Source organism: Chitinophaga rupis, assembly GCF_900109685.1.
GTDB lineage: Bacteria > Bacteroidota > Bacteroidia > Chitinophagales > Chitinophagaceae > Chitinophaga > Chitinophaga rupis.
On sequence record NZ_FOBB01000001.1, the window covers coordinates 1675958 to 1694889 of the forward strand.

General features: G+C 48.6%; 14 protein-coding genes. 11 read left to right on the top strand and 3 right to left on the bottom strand.

All coding sequences use genetic code 11. From position 1 onward, the window contains the following. Nucleotides 1-112: 112 nt before the first annotated feature. The 3 genes from BMZ54_RS06795 to BMZ54_RS06805 all read left to right on the top strand — a co-directional run bounded on the left by BMZ54_RS06795 (nt 113) and on the right by BMZ54_RS06805 (nt 2716). On the top strand, nt 113-661 hold the full coding sequence (locus BMZ54_RS06795) for a YceI family protein (protein ID WP_089907875.1): 549 nt from the start codon (nt 113-115) through the stop codon (nt 659-661). A gap of 196 nt (nt 662-857) precedes the next feature. Then, nucleotides 858-1163, top strand: coding sequence for a hypothetical protein (locus BMZ54_RS06800; protein WP_089907878.1), 306 nt, complete (start codon nt 858-860; stop codon nt 1161-1163). A 218-nt stretch (nt 1164-1381) separates the two neighbouring features. After that, nucleotides 1382-2716, top strand: coding sequence for a sigma-54-dependent transcriptional regulator (locus BMZ54_RS06805; protein WP_089907881.1), 1335 nt, complete (start codon nt 1382-1384; stop codon nt 2714-2716). Here the strand turns inward: BMZ54_RS06805 and BMZ54_RS06810 are convergent. The 3 genes from BMZ54_RS06810 to BMZ54_RS06820 form a co-directional block, all read right to left on the bottom strand. Beyond that, nucleotides 2658-5303, bottom strand: a complete 2646-nt coding sequence (locus BMZ54_RS06810) for a hybrid sensor histidine kinase/response regulator (protein ID WP_089907884.1) — start codon at nt 5301-5303, stop codon at nt 2658-2660. The two genes, BMZ54_RS06805 and BMZ54_RS06810, sit on opposite strands and share 59 nt — an antisense overlap. Nucleotides 5304-5900: 597 nt before the next feature. After that, nucleotides 5901-6707, bottom strand: coding sequence for a phytanoyl-CoA dioxygenase family protein (locus tag BMZ54_RS06815; protein ID WP_089907887.1), 807 nt, complete (start codon nt 6705-6707; stop codon nt 5901-5903). Nucleotides 6708-7112: 405 nt separating this feature from the next. Next, the gene (locus tag BMZ54_RS06820; RefSeq protein WP_089907890.1) at nt 7113-7901 is read right to left on the bottom strand and encodes an SDR family NAD(P)-dependent oxidoreductase; all 789 of its coding nucleotides are present in this window, start codon (nt 7899-7901) and stop codon (nt 7113-7115) included. A gap of 73 nt (nt 7902-7974) precedes the next feature. Between BMZ54_RS06820 and BMZ54_RS06825 the strand changes: the two genes are divergently transcribed. From BMZ54_RS06825 to BMZ54_RS06860, 8 genes are all read left to right on the top strand, one after another. Next, entirely contained in the window at nt 7975-8595 is a 621-nt protein-coding gene (locus BMZ54_RS06825) for an RNA polymerase sigma factor (protein ID WP_089907893.1), read from the top strand. Nucleotides 8596-8640: 45 nt separating this feature from the next. Continuing rightward, on the top strand, nt 8641-9684 hold the full coding sequence (locus BMZ54_RS06830) for a FecR family protein (RefSeq protein ID WP_089907896.1): 1044 nt from the start codon (nt 8641-8643) through the stop codon (nt 9682-9684). Nucleotides 9685-9710: 26 nt separating this feature from the next. Then, nucleotides 9711-13205, top strand: coding sequence for a SusC/RagA family TonB-linked outer membrane protein (locus BMZ54_RS06835; protein WP_089907899.1), 3495 nt, complete (start codon nt 9711-9713; stop codon nt 13203-13205). 25 nt (nt 13206-13230) lie between these two features. After that, nucleotides 13231-14787 carry a SusD/RagB family nutrient-binding outer membrane lipoprotein gene (locus BMZ54_RS06840; protein ID WP_089907902.1) on the top strand — a complete coding sequence of 519 codons (1557 nt, stop codon included), beginning with the start codon at nt 13231-13233 and terminating at the stop codon, nt 14785-14787. Nucleotides 14788-14815: 28 nt separating this feature from the next. After that, nucleotides 14816-15283 (top strand): RidA family protein, encoded by a 468-nt coding sequence (locus tag BMZ54_RS06845; protein ID WP_089907905.1) that lies wholly within the window; start codon nt 14816-14818, stop codon nt 15281-15283. Between the two features lie 123 nt (nt 15284-15406). Next, nucleotides 15407-16636, top strand: a complete 1230-nt coding sequence (locus tag BMZ54_RS06850) for an aminotransferase class V-fold PLP-dependent enzyme (protein ID WP_089907908.1) — start codon at nt 15407-15409, stop codon at nt 16634-16636. Between the two features lie 19 nt (nt 16637-16655). Then, nucleotides 16656-17957 (top strand): amidohydrolase/deacetylase family metallohydrolase, encoded by a 1302-nt coding sequence (locus BMZ54_RS06855; protein ID WP_238386510.1) that lies wholly within the window; start codon nt 16656-16658, stop codon nt 17955-17957. Nucleotides 17958-17978: 21 nt separating this feature from the next. Beyond that, nucleotides 17979-18914, top strand: coding sequence for an RraA family protein (locus BMZ54_RS06860; protein WP_089907911.1), 936 nt, complete (start codon nt 17979-17981; stop codon nt 18912-18914). Nucleotides 18915-18932: the final 18 nt, after the last annotated feature.

An 18932-nucleotide genomic window follows, 5' to 3' on the forward strand; every position in this document is an offset into this window, starting at 1 on the left:
AATTTGTCCACAGCATATGAAGGAGGTAACAATTATTTTTATATACGGAAAACGGAACGGGAATCCTGAACGTATACTTTCAGGAACCTAGGATTTAAAAAACATTACAATTATGACAACCTGGAAAATCGATGCATCACACAGCGAGGTAGGATTTAAAGTAAAACACCTGATGATCACAAACGTAAGCGGCCACTTTACCAATTTTGAAGGCACCTTACATACCAACAGCGCGGACTTTCATGATGCACACATTACCTTTGAGGCGGATGTTAACAGTGTAACAACCAACAATGAACAACGCGATGAACACCTGAGAACGGCCGATTTCTTCGACGGCGCACAATTTCCCAGGATATTATTTGAATCCAAACAGGTTAAGAAGGTAGATGATGACGACTACCGCCTGATCGGCGATCTGACCATACGGGATCAAACGCATAGCATTGAGCTTTCCGTTACTTATTACGGTACTACACAGGATGCATGGGGACAAACCAAAGCCGGTTTTGAGCTGAACGGAAGACTACACCGCTCCGACTACGGCCTGCGCTGGAGCGCTACCACTGATGCCGGTGGCCTGATACTGGGAGATGAAGTAAAGCTGCACATGAGCATACAGCTGGTGCAGGAAGTTGCCGTGAACGCAAAGATTGCGTAAAAAAACTGCTGACTTTGTACTCAACTTTGGGAATACGTCCTCAACTGTAATGTGTGGAGGGTACGCAATCCTATACACATAAAGTGCTTATTGTCAATGAGATGCAGCCTGCTAAACTTTACTAAAAAGCGTGGCACGTTTTTCACATTATAAAGTGGGACTTTAGAATTCCTCCACTTTATAAAAACACTGAACAATGAAAAACTTGATGCTCTCGCTGGTAGTAGTAGCACTATCAGGCGTAGTTACCGTAAATGCCAACGCACACAAGCCTGTAATTGCAAAAGTGCAGCTGCAGGATGAAAAGAAACCTGTTAAGGTAGAAGAATTACCTGATGCCGTAAAGGCAACCCTGGCTTCTGATGATTACAAAGAATGGAAAGCAGATAAAGCTTTCTGGGTAAAACCCGCTACTGGTGCGGAGTATTACGAAGTTGAGCTGAAGAAAGGAGAAGAAGCCAAAACCGTAAAGTTAGATAAAGACGGTAAGGTGGTTGCCTGATCAGAAAGCCCTGGACATGCAGTAGAATAAAAATGGGAAGTCTCCCCGGACGGGGGGACTTCTCTATTTTTGTTTTATCCGGTATTGTTAACTAATATTACAGTCGAGCAATTTTAGATCTTGGATTTACGATTTTAGATCTGGATTTACGCGAATATAAATTGCTTTTAATCAGATCTAAAATCGTAAATCTGACATCGTAAATACATTCTGATGCCATGGCCAATATATTGTTAGTAGAGGATGACACTACATTTTCACAGATCCTGGAAGGTTTTCTAAAAAAACACGGCCATGAGGTGGATGCAGTGTATAACGTAAAGAACGGAATAAGATCACTGGAAAAAAAGGAATATGACCTGCTGTTGCTGGATTACCGGCTTACAGACGGGAACGGATTGGAAGTGCTGAACGCTACCAAGGAAAGAGGGATGCATATACCCGCCATCATTATGACCAGCTTTAATGATGTACGTACCGCGGTGCAGGCCATGCGCTCCGGCGCCTTTGACTATATCACGAAACCCGTGAATGCAGATGAGCTACTGCTGGTGCTGAACGAAGCGCTAAACCGTAAAACCACTACTACCGCCCCTGCCTCCCAGCAGCAAAACGCATTATCCGGTTTTATTGAAGGTAATAGTGAAGTTTCCAAAAAGCTATATGAATACATTAAGCTGGTAGCGCCTACCGATATGTCTGTGATCATATTGGGGGAAAGCGGTACCGGTAAGGAATATGTAGCCCGCTCCATTCACAGCCTGAGCAAACGGGCCGATAAACCTTTTATTGCAGTGGACTGCGGCGCCCTTTCCAAAGAGCTGGCCGCCAGTGAGCTGTTTGGGCATGTAAAAGGTGCTTTTACCGGCGCTTTACAAAACAAAAAGGGTTTGTTTGAAGCCGCTAACGGCGGCACTCTTTTCCTGGATGAAGTGGGGAACCTGAGCTATGAAGTGCAGGTGAAGCTGCTGCGCGCCCTGCAGGAGCGAGTGATACAGCCCATTGGCAGCACCCAGCAGATACGGGTGGATGTGCGGATCATTACCGCCACCAATGAAGACCTGCCCTCTGCCAACGGCAATTTCCGGGAAGACCTGTACCATCGCCTGAATGAATTTAAAATGGACGTACCGCCCCTGCGGGAGCGGGAAGAAGACCTGGAAATATTTACCCAGCACTTTATAAAACTGGCTAACCAGGAGCTGGGCCGCCAGATCAAACGCCTGTCATCCGGCGCTATGACGGTGTTCCGCCAGTACGACTGGCCGGGTAACCTGCGGGAGCTAAAGAACGTGATACGCCGCATGGTGCTGCTGACGGAAAGTGAAACCGCAGGCATGGAAAGCCTGCCGGATGAAATGACCTTTTCCGTGAACCAGATGCCCAAAACCCAAAGCACCGATCTGAAGGCGCTGAATGAAGGAAATGAAAAAGAATTGATCAAGGAAATACTGCGCCAGGTAAAGAACAATAAAAGCAAGGCCGCCCGGCTGCTTAATATTGATCGAAAGACGCTTTATAAAAAGATGGAGAAGTATCAGATTGAGGGATAAACAGGGAATCTACCTTGTACAAGAGGGCTTTCATGCCTACGGACAGCTCATCTACCTGCGCCACTGCATCTCCCGGTAATACAGTATTTTGTTGTAAAGCTATTTCCAGCATGCGGAAGCGGGCTGCCAGCTCCCCGGCGCCTATCTGCGCGGTTCTGCCGGCCATGCGGTGCAGCAGTAAAGACACCTGCTCCATATCTTCTCCCTTGGCCGCCATACAAAGCTGGTCCAGGTCATAACGGTTATCATTACTAAAACGTTCCAGTATTTTCTGGATCATGGTCTTATCGCCAAAGGTGAGCTTTTCCAGCGCGGCCAGGTCTATTTCATTATCCTCTTCCGATTCGCTTTCATAATCCTCGTTATCTGCTTCAGGTACGTACTGTTCATCTAACAGGGATAATAGTTCTGATTCCCGGAAAGGTTTCATCAGCAGTCCGTCAAAGCCGCCTTCCTGCAGCACGGCTTCCCTTTCTTCCGGCAGGGCCTGCGCGGTAAGGGCGTAGATCTTCACGGTTTCCGGAATATACCGGCGCAGGCGGCGGCAAAGTTCCGCCCCGTTCAGGCCGGGCATACGCATATCCGCCAGTATCAGTGTTACGTTATCATCCCAGGGCATTTCCAGCATGGCCTCCGGTAAATGGAAGCAGATGTGCGGAATGGCATGTTTCTCAAAAATAGAGGCGCATAAATGCAAAATAAACGGATCATCATCCACCACCCATACCTTGCCTTCATAATGGCCGTGGAAATGTACGGCTTCTGTATTGGGCAGGGCATGATGCGTGGCCGCCATTGCAAAGGGCAGCTGCACGGCAAAGCGGGAGCCTACTCCCGGTTCGCTGGTTACCTCAATGCTGCCGTTCTGCGCTTCTGTTAAGGCTTTTACAATGCTCAGCCCCAGGCCGGTACCGTTCTGGTGAGAGCTGTCGCCTGCCTGTTCAAACTGGTTAAAGATGCGTTGCACGTCTTTTTCAGCAATGCCTTTACCAGTATCGGCCACGGTGAAAGTGAGCAGCTGCATATTATCCTCGGTGGAAGGCGCTCCCTCTACGGTAAGCGTTACCAGCCCTTCGTCTGTGAACTTAACGGCATTACCCATCAGATTATAGAGCAGCTGTTTCAGGCGGAAAGGATCCCCGTTCACAAAAACGCCGCTATGCAGGGTGTTGTTCAACACCAGCGCCAGCGCCTTCTTTTCTGCCTGCGGGCGTATCACGGCCATTACCTCATCCAGCAGCTGGCGCAGATCGAAGTCGCGGCGCTCAAAAGTGAACTTACCGGATATAATACGGCTGTAATCCAGCACCTCGTTCACAATATGCAGCAGGTGTTCGGAGGAGTGGAAAATAGCCTCCAGGTGCTTTTTGGAAGGTTTGTCCTGCTGCCGCAGCAGGTCGGCATAACCAATAATGGACTGCAGCGGCGTGCGGATCTCGTGGCTCATATTAGCCAGGAAACGCTGTTTGGCAGCGCCATGGTATTCTGCTTCTTCCTTGGCAATTTCCAGCTGCTGCCGGTAAGCGTTACTTTTAGTAATATCTGTAAGAATAAGGTATACCAATATGGCCATCAGCAGCAGGAACACGCACATGATAATGCTGATACGCCATACGCTGGTGCTTACCACATTGCGGGCCTGGTGATTGTTCTGTTCCTCCTGTTTTACCACTTCTTTTTCTACTTCCTGCAGAATGGACAGCATTTGGCTGGTGAGCACACTACTGGCATTGGCCAGCTCTATTTCCCGGTTCACAAAACGGCTGCTTTGCAGGCGGCGCTCCTTTTCATAATCCTGCATGGCCTTTTCCACCTCCCACATAATGCTGTCCTGTTTGGCCAGGGCCAGCGTATCTATTTTCACGTTCACCTCTTCCTTTACCATGCGGGTAGGGGCCTGGGAGGTAGGCGCTACTTCCGCTTCCTGTTCTGCTGCAGGCGGTGCTTCCGGTTTCTTGCGGCCAAACAGGCGGCTGAAAAAGCCGCTTTTTACGGGCGGGGCTTCTTCTTCCGCCTTTTCTGCGGCTGCAGCGGCAGAGTCAGAGGGGTAAATGAAGGTGGTGGAGATCTTTTTTTCCGTAGTGATCACGGTGCTGTCTATCTGCGGTGCGCTGTTCAGGATCAGCTCTGAAAGGGTCTGGATCTGTTTGGTAAGATCATTATTGTTTACCAGCCCTTGCCGCACCTGTAAATAATTCAGGAACAGCTTATCCCTTTCCAGCAGCAGGTGTTTCATAGAATCCACACGCTGACGCTGGGCCGGATTATCGCTATATAGCAGCAGCAGGCTATCCATGGCCACGCGCAGCATTTTAGATTCGTCGAGGAAGCTTTTGTAGGAGTTAGCTTTCAGTAATGCCTGTCTTTTCTGCAGCTGATCCAGCTGGGTAATATCCCGGAAAAGGGTATTTACAATGCGCAGCTTTTCATTGGGTTCGGAAAGACTTTTTACGGTGCGCAGCATTTCACGGAAAGCCGTGCGGCTCACTACCCAGGCTAGTCCCAGGGCAATACACCCCGCCAGGAAGGCAATCACCACCTTCCCTTTTACGGATCGTGTAAAAGAACTGTTACCCGGATAATTCATCAATCACATGCCTTTTTACGCTTTCAATAATACTGCTTTTTGGGCGGGTATGAAAGCGTTTTTTTAAAAGTCCATGGTCCATAGTCGATGGTCCATGGCGTAATTCGTATGATAGTTGTGCATAGTTTTTAATAATCCACGGCAGTAACTGCTGGGTTATTTACCATAATTTTAACAGTCGATGGTCCATGGCCTTAACCGTAGGGTTATTAACCATGGACCAAAGATAGTTTTATGTGTTTATATGCTTATAGTCGGTTATCAGTTGTACAATTTGCATACCAGTATCTGTAAGAATGACTAATATCAGCGGTAATACTTATAGATCCGCAACACTTTAATCGGCAGCAGGCAATGGCCTATGAACGGCAGCCGCAAACTTCACTGCCTATCCCCGCTAATCTCAACACACAGTAGGCAATGGACCATCATTCGCAGGCAGCCCTACCTATCCTTACAGTACTCCAACTATACACCAAGAAATGGAACCATCGGCCATGGACCACAACCGCACACTGCCCATCCCGTTATACTTCAACTACGCAGCAGGCAATGGACTATGGACCATCGACCATGGACGGGCGGCCGCAGGCCGCCCTACTTCACCAACCCCGCAAAACGCTGGTAAAACAACGTGGGGCTGTACTCATTCCTGGGCGCATATTTGCCGGCAATCAGCGGCACATAGATCACACGGCGGCGGCTTTCTTCCCCGCTGCGCTGTGACTGCGCTACACGGTGCCACAACCGGCCGTCATGCACGGTAAGGTCGCCGGCAGTGGGTAATATAGCTACCTCATCAGGATCGGTGCTATGATCCAGGAAATAGAGCTTGCGGAACAGGAAGTTGAAGAGATTTTGCTGATGTGTACCCGGTATAATACGCAGGCCGCCGTTTTCCCGATGCTGGGTGCTCAGGTGAATGCCTACATTCAGCATCGGATTCAGGCGGGTGCCATAAAACAGGTCGCGCAAGCCATCCGTATGCCAGCCCAGCTTTGTGAATTTACTCAAAGGCCCGTTTACGTAATGGTTAAATACCATTCCATCCTTTTCATCGGAACCTATACGTGCGTCGGGGCCAATCAGCTCCAGCAGGGCATTTAAGCGAGGATCGCGCAGCAGGTCCGCTAATACGGAGGAGTGCTGGTTAATAAAAGCAAAGCGTTGTACAATGGGTTGGCCGTTCAGGTCCTTGCCATACTTAATAGGTACGCCATTCACTTTTTCTACGCCCTCGCTGATCCACTTTTGCTGTACCGCATCTGCGGCATTTATAATGTCCTGCACATCAGCAGGGGAAAGGAATTGCTTAAAATGTATAAAACCGTTGGCGGCAAAAAAAGCCTGTTGTTCGTCGGTAAGTGTTCCGTTTAATGTGAACACTGGATATTGGTTGTGCATGATAATGATCGTTTAAATGTAAAAGACAGGTTGTTGCATCCGGTGCGTATAGGCGCCGGCGTAAGGAGGAGAATAATATAGAAGGGAGATTAGCAACAACAACAACCCGTGCTGCAGTGGATCCTGGCAGAGAAGGTAAGAAAGCGGTTGTTGCGTACGGATGACATGATAAAAGCTATTTGTCCATCAAATTAGTAGACTAAAGATAGGAATTAATCCGGAAATAGAGCGCAACTGCAGAAAAAATTTTTGTGTGATGACAGAGAGAGGTGAAAACACATGCTGCTATTGATAAATATCAATACGAACTACCCATTTCGTAATTATTCATAATCATAATTATTTTCAATGGCATTCATGTCCCGCTTTGGCGGGGATCGTAATTGATAATTCGTAATTCTCAGATCACTTATCCTTATACAACCCCGCTGCAATATGCTCTATCAGCGCCTTGGGTAGCAGCCGTGTACCGATGGCCGACAGCACATTCAGCGCGCCGGGTATGATCTCGGCTTTCTTTGCAAACAGGCCTTTCAGGGCCACCTTCGCTACCTGGTCGGGATGCATGCCATATTTTTCAGCAGCAGCTTTAATGGTTTTAATATCCTGCATGCCGGCCCGTTCCAGGAAATTGGTGTTCACCGGCCCGGGGCACAGGCAGCTGACACTGATGTGCGTACGTTTCAGCTCATGCCGCAATCCCCGGGTAAAGCCCAGCATAAAGGATTTGGAGGCCGCGTACAGCGTCATGCCGGGTACGGCCTGGTAAGCGGCCGTGCTGCTTACGTTCAGTATATAAGCCTGCGGCTGTTGTTTTAGCAGGGGTATCATATAATAGGTTAGCTCCACCGGCGCCTGCATATTCAGCTGCAGCATGTTACGCTGTTCATCCAGGGACAGTTCATCAAAATATCCCCAGATGCCATAGCCGGCGTTGTTAATCAGCAGGCTGATGTCCCACTTATGTTGTATGCACCAGTCATATGCCTGTTGCGCGGCGCCAGGTGCAGTAAGGTCTGCAGCCAGGTAATGAACGCTTACTTTATACTGGCTGGCCAGGGTAGCTGCTAATGCCTGTAGTTCGCTCTCAGAGCGGGATACCAGTAACAGGTTGTATTGCTTTTGAGCCAGCAGCTGCGCCAGTGAACGGCCTATTCCCCTGCTGGCGCCTGTAATAAGTGCGTATGAAGACATGGTGTTAATTTAGATTTTTTTTGTATTATTAACCCATCCTCCTTTATTCATACTAAAATCTAACAGCCGGTGCATGCAAGGTGAAAACCATTTAATATGGTGGAACGCGTTTAAACAGGGCGATTGGAGTGCTTATACATCATTGTACGAAGCTTTTTACACGCCGTTAAACAATTATGGAGCTAAGTTCACTGCAGATGCGGATCTGGTGCAGGATGCCATCCACGATCTGTTTGTGCAGCTATGGACCAGCCGCCAGAACCTTGGTATGCCTGCATCTGTAAAAAATTACCTCTACAAATCCCTGCGCACCTTATTATTCAGGCGTATACAATCCCAGGCAAAGGTGGTGAACCTGGATGGCGCCGCCAGCAGCAATGGTTTTCACGTAACGTTTAAACAGGAGCAAACCCATAAGGTGGAAGAACAGGAGCTGCGGATGCAGGTAGCTGCTATGGTAAGCCAGCTCTCAGACCGGCAGCAGGAAATAGTTTTCCTCCGTTTTTATGAAGGCGCCTCTTATGATGAGATAGCGGATATAATGGGCATCAGCACTAATTCCGCCTATAAGCTATTATATAAGGCCCTGGATAGCCTGCAGCAAATTTTAAATAAGCGCTCTTTTGCCCTGCTGTGCAGCCTTTTGCTGCAGGGAGAAATATTTTTTAAAAATTTCCTGAAAACGGAGGGATAATTTTTCCTCTTTTTGTCTAATAGTAATAAACCGCCCATTAATTGCATGTATAGCGACAAATACATAACATATACTTTACAGGATTTCCTGGATGATGATGTATTTGTCAAATGGGCAACCGGTGCAGCAGCTACAGATGCTGAAACCGATACGTTCTGGAGCTCTTTTACAATCGTGTACCCGCAGCAGGCGGATAACTTCCGGCAGGCGTTGCAGTTCATACAAATCTACCGTACGCAGGAGGTAGTAACCGCTGCCGGCCGTAAAGCGCAGCTATGGCAGCAGATCACGCAAACCATACAGGAGCAGCCGGCTGCCGCTGCCAAAGTAAAATGGCTGCGCCCCTGGATGAAAGTCGCCGTCGCCATGCTGGTAGTTATAGCCACCGGCATGCTGTTGCTGAACACTTACCGTAAACAGGTAGTAGACACGGAATACGGAGAGAAGCGTACTATAACCTTACCGGATAACTCAGTAGTAATATTAAACGCCAACTCAAGCCTGCACTATGCCCGCCAATGGGATACCAGCGCACCGCGTGAAGTGTGGATAGAGGGAGAAGCTTTTTTTGATGTAGCACATATTAATAAAGATGCAGGGCACATTCGCCCATATGAAAGATTTCTTGTACATAGCAAGGGCATCACAATAGAAGTATTGGGCACTTCCTTTAATGTGAAGAGCCGCCACGGAAAAACTAATATAGGACTCGTAACAGGTAAAATAAAAGTAGATTACGCAGGTACAACCAATAGGCCGGCTATTGTGATGTTACCGGGCGACTATGTAGAGTACGGCGGCGAATCGCTGCTGCGCAACCAAAAGCTAGAAAGGCCAGAAAAGCTAAAGGACTGGACCAGAAAGGAAATAATCTTTACCGATGCCGCACTGGAGGATATTATTGAAACGCTCCAGGATAACTATGGCTATACTGTTGAAACAAAGGACGACAACATCCGGCGCATGAAGATCGAAGGCGAGATCAATGTGGCCAATGTTGATGAGCTCCTGGCGGTTATCTCTACCACGTTAAATGTAAAAGTGAACAAATCTTCAGAAAAACATCTGGTGTTTTATTTAGGTAGATAGCGGGAATATCTGCTAAAAAAAAAGACATGCAACGAACAGACCAAAATCTCTTTTTGGGGCTACTCTGCTATGCCCTCATGTTTGGTATGGGAACTCCTGTAATTGCACAAACACAAATAGGTAAAGTGTATGCATCCAGACAATCTACTCCGTTTCACATGTCCTCTCCCCAGGGAGGAGGTACTAACCGGGCTACCGTTTCCTTAAAGGAAGGGTTGGACCGTCTCCGGAAATTCCACAATATCCGTATTGCATACCGCGAAGGCCTGCTGGATGGAAAAACCATTCCTGCAGCCCTGCTGGACAAAACAGAGAAAATGGATCCGGAAGCTGCGCTGAAACAATTGCTGTCAGATCAGCATCTCGAATACAAACGTATTAACAATAAACAATTTTCCATCTTTAACCCGGTAAGCGCCACCGATAGCTTATATAACATGGTGAGCATTTACCTGCGGGCGGATAAAATAAAGGGCCGCATTGTGTCTGCCAAAGACAGCGGCGCCATACCCGGTGCTACCATTTATGTGAAAGGCGATCCTTCCACTGCTACCATGGCTGATGGTGAAGGCAACTTTGTACTTACCTTAAAGGAGAACCAGAAGGGTACTACCCTGGTGCTCATAGTATCTTCCATAGGATTTGCACAACAGGAGATCACCGTTTCGGACCCTAATGCCACTATCACGGTAGCGATGCAGGATTCCAATAAATCACTCTCAGAAGTGGTGGTAACGGCATTGGGTATACGAAAAGAGAAGAAGGCTATTCCTTTTGCGGTAACAGAAGTGAACGGCAGTGAATTTACCCGTGCGCGGGAAATTAACGTAGCCAATGCTTTGAGCGGTAAGGTAGCAGGGGTGAACGCTACCAGCCTGGCCAGTGGCCCGGGAAGCTCCAGCCGCGTGATCATACGCGGTAACGGCTCACTGAATGGCGATAACCAACCATTATATGTGGTCAACGGTATGCCTATAGACAATACCACGCCCGGCGGCAGCCCAACTACCGGCGACGGTGGTTTGAACGTGGACAGGGGCGATGGTATTGGAGGCATTAACCCGGACGATATAGAAACCATGAGCGTATTGAAAGGGGGACCAGCCGCTGCGCTATACGGTTCCCGTGCAGCTAACGGTGTTATCCTGATTACTACAAAGAAAGGTCGCGCAAGAAAAGGTATAGGGGTTGACTATAACACCACGTTGACACTGGAAACCCCTTCCGTTGTTCCGGACTGGCAATATGAATATGGCCAGGGAAATGGAAGAATGAAACCGGCGACGCAGCAGCAGGCCATTGACTGGGGGCGCCATTCATTTGGTGCTCCCATGGATGGCCAGCTATACACCGCGTTTGATGGTAAGCAACATCCTTATTCACCGCAAAAAGATAATATCAAAAACTTCTATAACACCGGTACTACCTTCATTAATACACTGGCATTTAACGGCGGCACAGAAGCTATCAACTACCGTTTCTCTTTATCCAATACCGACAGCAAAAGCATTTTACCTAATTCTTCCATTAATAAGAAGATCGCTAACCTGAATGTGAATGCCTTCCTGGGTAAAAAGATCAGCATTGAAGCCGTAGCACAGTATAACGTAGAAAATGCCAAGAACCGACCCAGCGCCGGTGATGCGCCCGGTAACCCTAACTGGGCCGTGTACATGGTTGCCAATACGGTAGACATCCGCTCCCTGGCCCCGGGATATGATTCAACCGGCCGTGAAACACAGTGGAATGAAACGCCGTATGCTTCCAACTCATACTTTGTAATTAACCGGTTTAAGAATAACGATACCAAGAACCGTTTTATAGGCCAGGCCAGCATCCGCTACGACATTTTGCCCAACCTGTTCGTGAAAGGAAATGTAAGCCGCGATTTCTTTAACTATGATTTCGTAGGTATTATTCCTACCGGTACCGTATACTCACAGGGAACAGCCGGCAGCGGTATTTACAGTGGTAAAAGAGTATCCGTAGCAGAAACCAACGCTATGCTTACCTTAAACTACAATGCCAAGATCCGCAACTTTGGCTTGAATGTACTGGCGGGCGGTAACAAGCGTAAATACAGCAGTGATGAAACGGATATCGACGGCGCGCAGTTTGTAATACCTTTCTTTTACAGCTATACCAACCTGTCAACAGTAACTACAAAGCCTATACGCAACCGTACCGCTACCAACTCCGTGTTCGGATCAGTAGACCTGGATTACAAATCCATCATCTTCCTGACCCTGACCGGCCGTAACGACTGGTTCTCTACTTTAAGCCCTGCCAACAACAGCATTTTTTACCCGGCCATCGGTACCAGCTTTATACTGTCTGATGCCGTGAAGCTGCCTTCTTTCGTAAACTTTGCCAAGATCCGCGCCTCCTGGGCGCAGGTGGGCGGCGCCACACCGGATCCTTATATCCTGAACCAAACCTATACCAGCGTGCAAGGCGGCCACCTGGGCCAGCCGGTACAGCAGGTTACCACTTCCAATAACGTAAACCTGGTAACCAATTCATCGCTGAAACCACTCACCTCTACCACCTATGAGGCAGGTTTGGAAGCGCAGTTCCTGAACAACCGTTTAGGCATTGACCTTACATTCTACGACCGTAAAACAACAAATGATATTGTACGTACTGCTATCTCACGCGCATCCGGTTATAATGATGCGTTGCTGAATGTGGGCGAGCTGGATAACAAAGGCGTTGAGCTGTTACTGACCGGCACTCCTGTAAAAGGCAAGGACTTTTCCTGGAATGTAAGCTACAACGTAGCCTATAACAAAAGTGAGGTAGTAAAGCTGGCCGAAGGGTTGAACACCATACAAATGGCCAGCAGCGTTGGCGGATGGGCCTTTGTGCATAACACCGTAGGTAGTCCTTACGGGATTATCAAAGGGTATAAAATGGCGGTGAATGAAAAAGGACAAAAGATCTACGGCCCTAACGGGTACGAGGTAAAGAGCGACCTGGTAGAATTAGGTAAGGGCGTACCGCCACTGACCATGGGTATTACCAATACCTTCAACTACAAACGTATGTCGCTGGAATTTTTGGTGGATGGTAAGTTCGGTAACAAGGTGTTTTCTACCATGGATGTATATGGCACCCGTTTTGGCTTGCACAAGCAAACATTACCTGGCAGGGATGAAGGTTTACAGCTGGATGGGGTAGACCAGAACGGCAATCCTTACCCGCACACCATACCGGTAGCTAACCTGCGCCAGTATTATGATAACTGGAAAAACTTCACCGATCACTTTATACAGGATGGCAGCTTTGTAAAACTGCGCCAGGTAATATTAAGCTACCAGGTACCGCTGGATCATATCTGGAAGCTGAAAATGCAGTCTGTAGATGTGTCTTTCGTAGCACGTAACCTCTGGACCATCTATAAGAAAACAGACAACTTTGATCCTGAATCCAGCTATACCAGCGGTAATGCACAGGGCTTTGAAGCCTTTGCTGTACCCAGGACCCGGAGCTATGGTTTTAACCTGATGGTGAAATTCTAATTCTTCACACTTTACACCAAGAGAAATGTTAAGGAGAATAAATAAACTGATATATGTTGCTGTAATGGGTGTGTTTGCATTACAGGCCTGTGATAAGGGATTTGAGGAAATGAACGTGAACCCGGATGCCTCTCCCTCAGCCCTGCCTGAATATATGTTCAGCAAGGCGCTGATGGATGGTGTCAGCGGCGGGTATGGCACCACTACCACTACCTATTATTCCACCAGCGTGGTATGTGCCGGTGGCGCTATGCAGCACTTTGCTACCTATAAGGATGTGCCGGGCCTGGGTGATAAGTATTACTGGCAGCAGGGTAGCTATCCTTATACTTTTTTTGAGAACACTTACCCCGGCGCGGTGAATGAAATTGCAACGGTGATCAATAAGCTGAATGAGGATGCCGCTGCTAATGTGAATAAGCTGTCTATTTCCCGCATCTGGCGCATATATATTATGCACCGCATGACCGATCTGTTTGGCGATGTGCCTTACTCCGCCGCAGTAAAGGGATATACCGACAATGACTTTACACCCGCATATGATCAGCAGTCTGCTATTTATGCAGACATGCTGAAAGAGCTGGATGAAGCCACTGCCGCAATGGTAGAAGGCAGTGCCAGCTTTGGCGCCGGTGATTTCATTTACAATGGCAATGTGGGAAAGTGGAAAAAATTCGGCTACTCCTTAATGCTGCGTTTAGGCATGCGCTTAACTAAAAGGGATGCTGCCATGGCCCAAACCTGGGTGCAGAAAGCCATAGCCGGTGGGGTGATCACTACCGATGCTGACCGGGCATATATGAAGTATGCAGATGGCCCGCAGAACTATAACCAGAACCCGGCTTCCTTTGATATGCTGGCCAATAACTTTGCTGCGGCTGATGGCAACCTGAATACGGAAGGCGGTAAATATGCCAGGACCTTTATTGATTTCATGCGCACCAATAATGACCCGCGCCTGCCGGTATTATCTATCGTATATGTGAATAAGAAAGCAGATACCAGTGTGGCCATACAAAGAGGTATGCCCAATGGCATCCTGGGCAAGCCGGATTCATTTTACCGGTACTCAGAACCTAACCCGGCCACTATTTTACAGAAGTCGGCGCCTTACATTGTAATGAGCGCTGCAGAAGTGAACCTGTTGCTGGCAGAAGCTGCTTCACGCGGCTGGTACTCCGGCGATGCTGCTGCTGCCTATGCAGCCGGCATTACTTCCGCAATGACCAACTGGAGCCTGTTTGGCGCCGGTGGCGTTATCAGCACAGAAAAGATAGCAGCCTATATAGCCGCGCATCCTTTCAACAGCGGTGCTGCCCTGGAGCAAAAGATGAACCAGATCCATACACAAATGTGGATAGCCCTGTTCCTGGATGAGCAGGAAGTATGGTCTAACTGGCGCCGTACCGGTTACCCGGTGTTAACGCCCGTGAATGTACCGGGTAATAATACCGGTGGTGTTATACCACGCCGCCTTATATACCCGCCTTCTGAAGAAAGTGTGAACAGCGCCAACTTCCTGACAGCCGTGCAGCGCCAGGGCGCCAATAATTTTACTACCCGCGTATGGTGGGATAAATAGGAGCTCACCTCAAAAAATCCATATAGATATGATAAACGAAAGAAGAAACGTACTCAAGAAACTTTTTGCTTCCGTGGCAGGCATAGCCGGTTTAAATGCTGTAGCCAAAGCAGCAGGTACCGTTACCCGCAGCAATACAGAGAAAATAGTAAATGGCGTGGTGTACGACCAGGAAGTACCCTTGTTCTCCAGCGTTACCAAACATAACGGCCTGGTATTCCTGGCCGGCATAGGCGCCCACTTTGAAGGCGATATTAAAGCACATACGGACCATGTACTCAAAGAAATGGAAGCCCAGCTGAAAAAGGCGGGTACTTCTATGGACAAAGTATTAAAGGTAAGTGTGTTCCTGCACGACCTGAACGATTATAAAGCCATGAATGAGGTGTTCCGCGGCCGTTTTGGCGCTAACCCACCGGTGCGTACAACCGTTGCCGTGTATGGCGGCGTGCCGGGAGATTCGCTGGTAGAGATGGATTGCATAGCAGCACAATAACGAAGAAGGAAGCAGGATGTAAAAAGTAAGATACCCACATTTGAGTGCCTGGGATTCATACGGAATGCATCCTGCCTCCTGCTTCCATATACTTCTCTTTTTTCCTTTTTTCAAAATCCTTTTATGATTACGCGCAGAAAATTAATACGAAATCTTTCTGCCGTCCCCCTATTGGGTGGACTGGCAGGTACCGCCAAAGCATTACCCTTCCTGGATGTGAGCAGCACCGCACCCGCCAAAGATTATTTCAAAGAGCTGGGGGTACGCACCTTTGTAAATGCTGCAGGTACGTATACCGCAATGACCGGCTCTTTGATGCTGCCGGAAGTGCTGGCCGCCATACAATATGCCTCCAAAGACTTTGTGATGCTGGATGAGCTGCAGGATAAAGTGGGCAAACGTATTGCTTCCCTGGTGCACAGCGAATATGCCGTGGTTACCTCCGGCGCATTTTCCGCCATCACCCTGGGTTTAACCGGTGTATTAACCGGCCCGGATGAAAAGAAAGCAGCAGCTATTCCGCACCTGGAAGGCACCGGCATGAAAACAGAAGTGATCATGCTGAAAGCGCATGACATTCCTTATGCCCATGCATTAAAAAATACCGGGGTAAAGGTGTTGCAGGTAGATACCCGGGAAGAGCTGGAAAAGGCCATCAATGACCAGACCGCGATGCTCTTTTTTGTAAATGCCAACAACTTTGACGGTAAGGTACAGGTAGAGGAATTTATACAAATAGCTAAAGCGCATAACCTGCCGGCTATGATCGATTGTGCGGCTGATGTACCACCGGTAGAGAACCTGTGGCGGTTTACCAAAATGGGTTATGACATGGTTTGTTTTTCAGGTGGTAAAGGCATTCGCGGTCCGCAGAGCGCCGGTTTGTTATTAGGAGCTGAAAAATATATTAAACCCGCCCGCTTAAGTATGGCGCCCCGTGGTAATACCGTAGGCCGTGGTATGAAGATCAATAAGGAAGAGATCCTGGGCATGATGGTAGCGCTGGAATACTACCTGGCAAAAGACCACGCTAAGGAATGGAAGATGTGGGAAGAGCAGATAGCGCTGGTGGGCAATGCCGCCAAATCCGTACCCGGTGTGGTAACAGAGGTGAAAGTACCGGCGGTGGCCAATCACATTCCTACCTTACACGTATCCTGGGATGAGAAAAAAATACCGGTAACGGCCGCAGACCTGCGCGATAGGTTGCGCAAGGGCAATCCATCTATAGAAGTAGCAGACGGGCAGCCGGGAAATAAATATGCCATCAGCATTACCACCTGGATGCTGGTACCCGGACAGGAGAAGATAGTAGCAGCAAGGCTGAAGGAAGTACTGTCACAGGGAGCTTAATTTCATAAAACATACGCTTATGAAACGGATGATCAGGAACGGAAGCCTGCTGATCATATGCCTGGTATTATGCCGGGCGCAGGTAACCCATGCACAAAAATATAGCCTGCTGATAAAAGGTGGCCACGTCATCGATCCAAAGAATAATATTGACCGCATTATGGATATTGCCATCACGGCAGATACCATTGCAGCTGTAGCCGCTGATATTGATACAGCGCAGGCCAGGAAGGTGATCCATGCGGAAGGGCTGTATGTAACGCCCGGGTTAATTGACATACACTCCCACAACTTTGCAGGCACAGAAGAGAACCATTATCTCTGTAATGGCTATACGGCCCTGGCGCCGGATGGGTTTACTTTCCGCTGCGGGGTTACCACCGTGGTAGACGCCGGCAGCTCCGGCTGGCGCAGCTTTGAAAAATTCAGAACGCAAACCATACAGCACTCGCAAACGCGGGTGCTGGCTTTCCTGAACATTGTAGGAGAAGGTATGCGTGGCGGCGTGTATGAGCAGAACACCGCCGATATGGACGCCAAGATGACGGCGTTAACTATCCTTCACAATAAACAGTACGTGGTAGGCATTAAAGTAGCGCACTATGTAGGTGCGGAATGGACGCCGGTAGACCGAGCCGTGGAAGCCGGCAAAATGGCCGGGGTGCCGGTAATGATAGATTTTGGCGAACAGCGCCCCGCGTTGTCGCTGGACTCTTTGTTTATGACGCACCTGCGGCCTGGCGATATTTTTACGCATGCCTACGCCAAATTAAGAAGCCGCATGGCTATTGTAAATGACCAGGGGCAGCTGCAGCCTTTTGCCCTGGCGGCCCGTAAAAAAGGGATTGTTTTTGATGTAGGCCATGGCGGTTCCAGCTTTTCCTTTTCACAGGCCATACCGGCGTTGAAAGCAGGTTTTTACCCCTCTACTATCAGCACAGATATTCATGCCACCAGCATGAATGCCGGTATGAAAGATATGCTGAACGTAATGTCCAAGTTCCTGAATATGGGCATGGATGTAAGCAGCGTTATCAAAGCATCTACCTGGGAACCGGCTAAAACTATTCAGCATGAGGAATTGGGAAACCTCTCCAAAGGAGCAGTGGCAGACATTGCCATTCTGCAGGTGACGAAAGGTAAGTTTGGTTTTATTGATGCCAGCGGTTCCCGCATGGATGGGAACCAGAAGCTGGAATGTGAGCTGACCATGCGTGCCGGCAGAATTGTGTATGACCTGAATGGCCTGGCCAGCGTGCCTTACCAGGCAAACACCACTACCGTAGCAGTAGAGGAGCATGCCAGCGGCGCTGAAAATTAATTCCACTGAAACCGATAAAGAATGAAGTATAAAATAGTATACCCGTTAACGTTATTACTGGCATTGCTGGTGTATTTGCCGGCTGCTATACACGCACAAACCATATCCAAAGAAGAGCTCATCTTTCTCACGGCTGCCTGGAAGGGGGAACGTTTCCCCGACGGGCGGCCTAAAATACCCGATAGCCTGCTGGAGAAAGCCAGGCATATTGGTATTGAAGAAGCATGGACCATACTGGATAATGACGGTTACCACTGCCAGTTTGAGGGCAGCTGGAAAATATTGCACCCGGATACGCCCATTATAGGCAGGGCGGTGACTGCCCAGTTTATGCCCTCCCGCCCGGATGTGGAAAAGAGCATCCTGGACAGGGGCCATAGTAAAGGATTTAAAGGCAATACCAATTCCTGGCCCATTCAGCAGCTTACCAAAGGCGATGTATATGTGGCCGATGGTTTTGGTAAGATCGCAGAAGGTACTTTGATAGGGGATAACCTGGGCAATGCCATTTTTGCCCGCTCCGGCAATGGGGTAGTGTTTGATGCATCTGCCCGCGACATTGAAGGCCTGGCAGATATTCCAGGCTTTAATGCTTTTGTGCGCGACTGGGATCCTTCCTATTTAAAGAACGAGGTGCTGATGGGATTGAACACGCCTATTCGTATAGGCAAGGCCGTGGTTTTACCCGGCGACCTGGTGCTGGCGCAGCGGGAGGGTATCTTATTCATACCCGCGCATATGGCGGAGAAGGTGATCAACACCGCCATTTTCATTGGCATGAAAGATGAATTTGGCCATGCCATGTTAAAGTCCGGTAGGTATACTCCCGGTGAAATTGATAACCAGTGGACGGATAAGATCAAAGAAGAATTCCTGTTATGGCTGCAGCAGCATCCGGGCCCTATACAGCTGAACCGCACCACGCTTGATCAATATTTGCAGGGAAGAACCTGGTAAGCTTTAAACTGATACAAA

Excerpts from the sequence above, each read along its gene's own strand:
- BMZ54_RS06795 (WP_089907875.1), top strand. The coding sequence starts at position 113 with ATGACAACCTGGAAAATCGATGCATCACACAGCGAGGTAGGATTTAAA.
- BMZ54_RS06800 (WP_089907878.1), top strand. The coding sequence starts at position 858 with ATGAAAAACTTGATGCTCTCGCTGGTAGTAGTAGCACTATCAGGCGTA.
- BMZ54_RS06805 (WP_089907881.1), top strand. The coding sequence starts at position 1,382 with ATGGCCAATATATTGTTAGTAGAGGATGACACTACATTTTCACAGATC.
- BMZ54_RS06810 (WP_089907884.1), bottom strand. The coding sequence starts at position 5,303 with ATGAATTATCCGGGTAACAGTTCTTTTACACGATCCGTAAAAGGGAAG.
- BMZ54_RS06815 (WP_089907887.1), bottom strand. The coding sequence starts at position 6,707 with ATGCACAACCAATATCCAGTGTTCACATTAAACGGAACACTTACCGAC.
- BMZ54_RS06820 (WP_089907890.1), bottom strand. The coding sequence starts at position 7,901 with ATGTCTTCATACGCACTTATTACAGGCGCCAGCAGGGGAATAGGCCGT.
- BMZ54_RS06825 (WP_089907893.1), top strand. The coding sequence starts at position 7,975 with ATGCAAGGTGAAAACCATTTAATATGGTGGAACGCGTTTAAACAGGGC.
- BMZ54_RS06830 (WP_089907896.1), top strand. The coding sequence starts at position 8,641 with ATGTATAGCGACAAATACATAACATATACTTTACAGGATTTCCTGGAT.
- BMZ54_RS06835 (WP_089907899.1), top strand. The coding sequence starts at position 9,711 with ATGCAACGAACAGACCAAAATCTCTTTTTGGGGCTACTCTGCTATGCC.
- BMZ54_RS06840 (WP_089907902.1), top strand. The coding sequence starts at position 13,231 with ATGTTAAGGAGAATAAATAAACTGATATATGTTGCTGTAATGGGTGTG.
- BMZ54_RS06845 (WP_089907905.1), top strand. The coding sequence starts at position 14,816 with ATGATAAACGAAAGAAGAAACGTACTCAAGAAACTTTTTGCTTCCGTG.
- BMZ54_RS06850 (WP_089907908.1), top strand. The coding sequence starts at position 15,407 with ATGATTACGCGCAGAAAATTAATACGAAATCTTTCTGCCGTCCCCCTA.
- BMZ54_RS06855 (WP_238386510.1), top strand. The coding sequence starts at position 16,656 with ATGAAACGGATGATCAGGAACGGAAGCCTGCTGATCATATGCCTGGTA.
- BMZ54_RS06860 (WP_089907911.1), top strand. The coding sequence starts at position 17,979 with ATGAAGTATAAAATAGTATACCCGTTAACGTTATTACTGGCATTGCTG.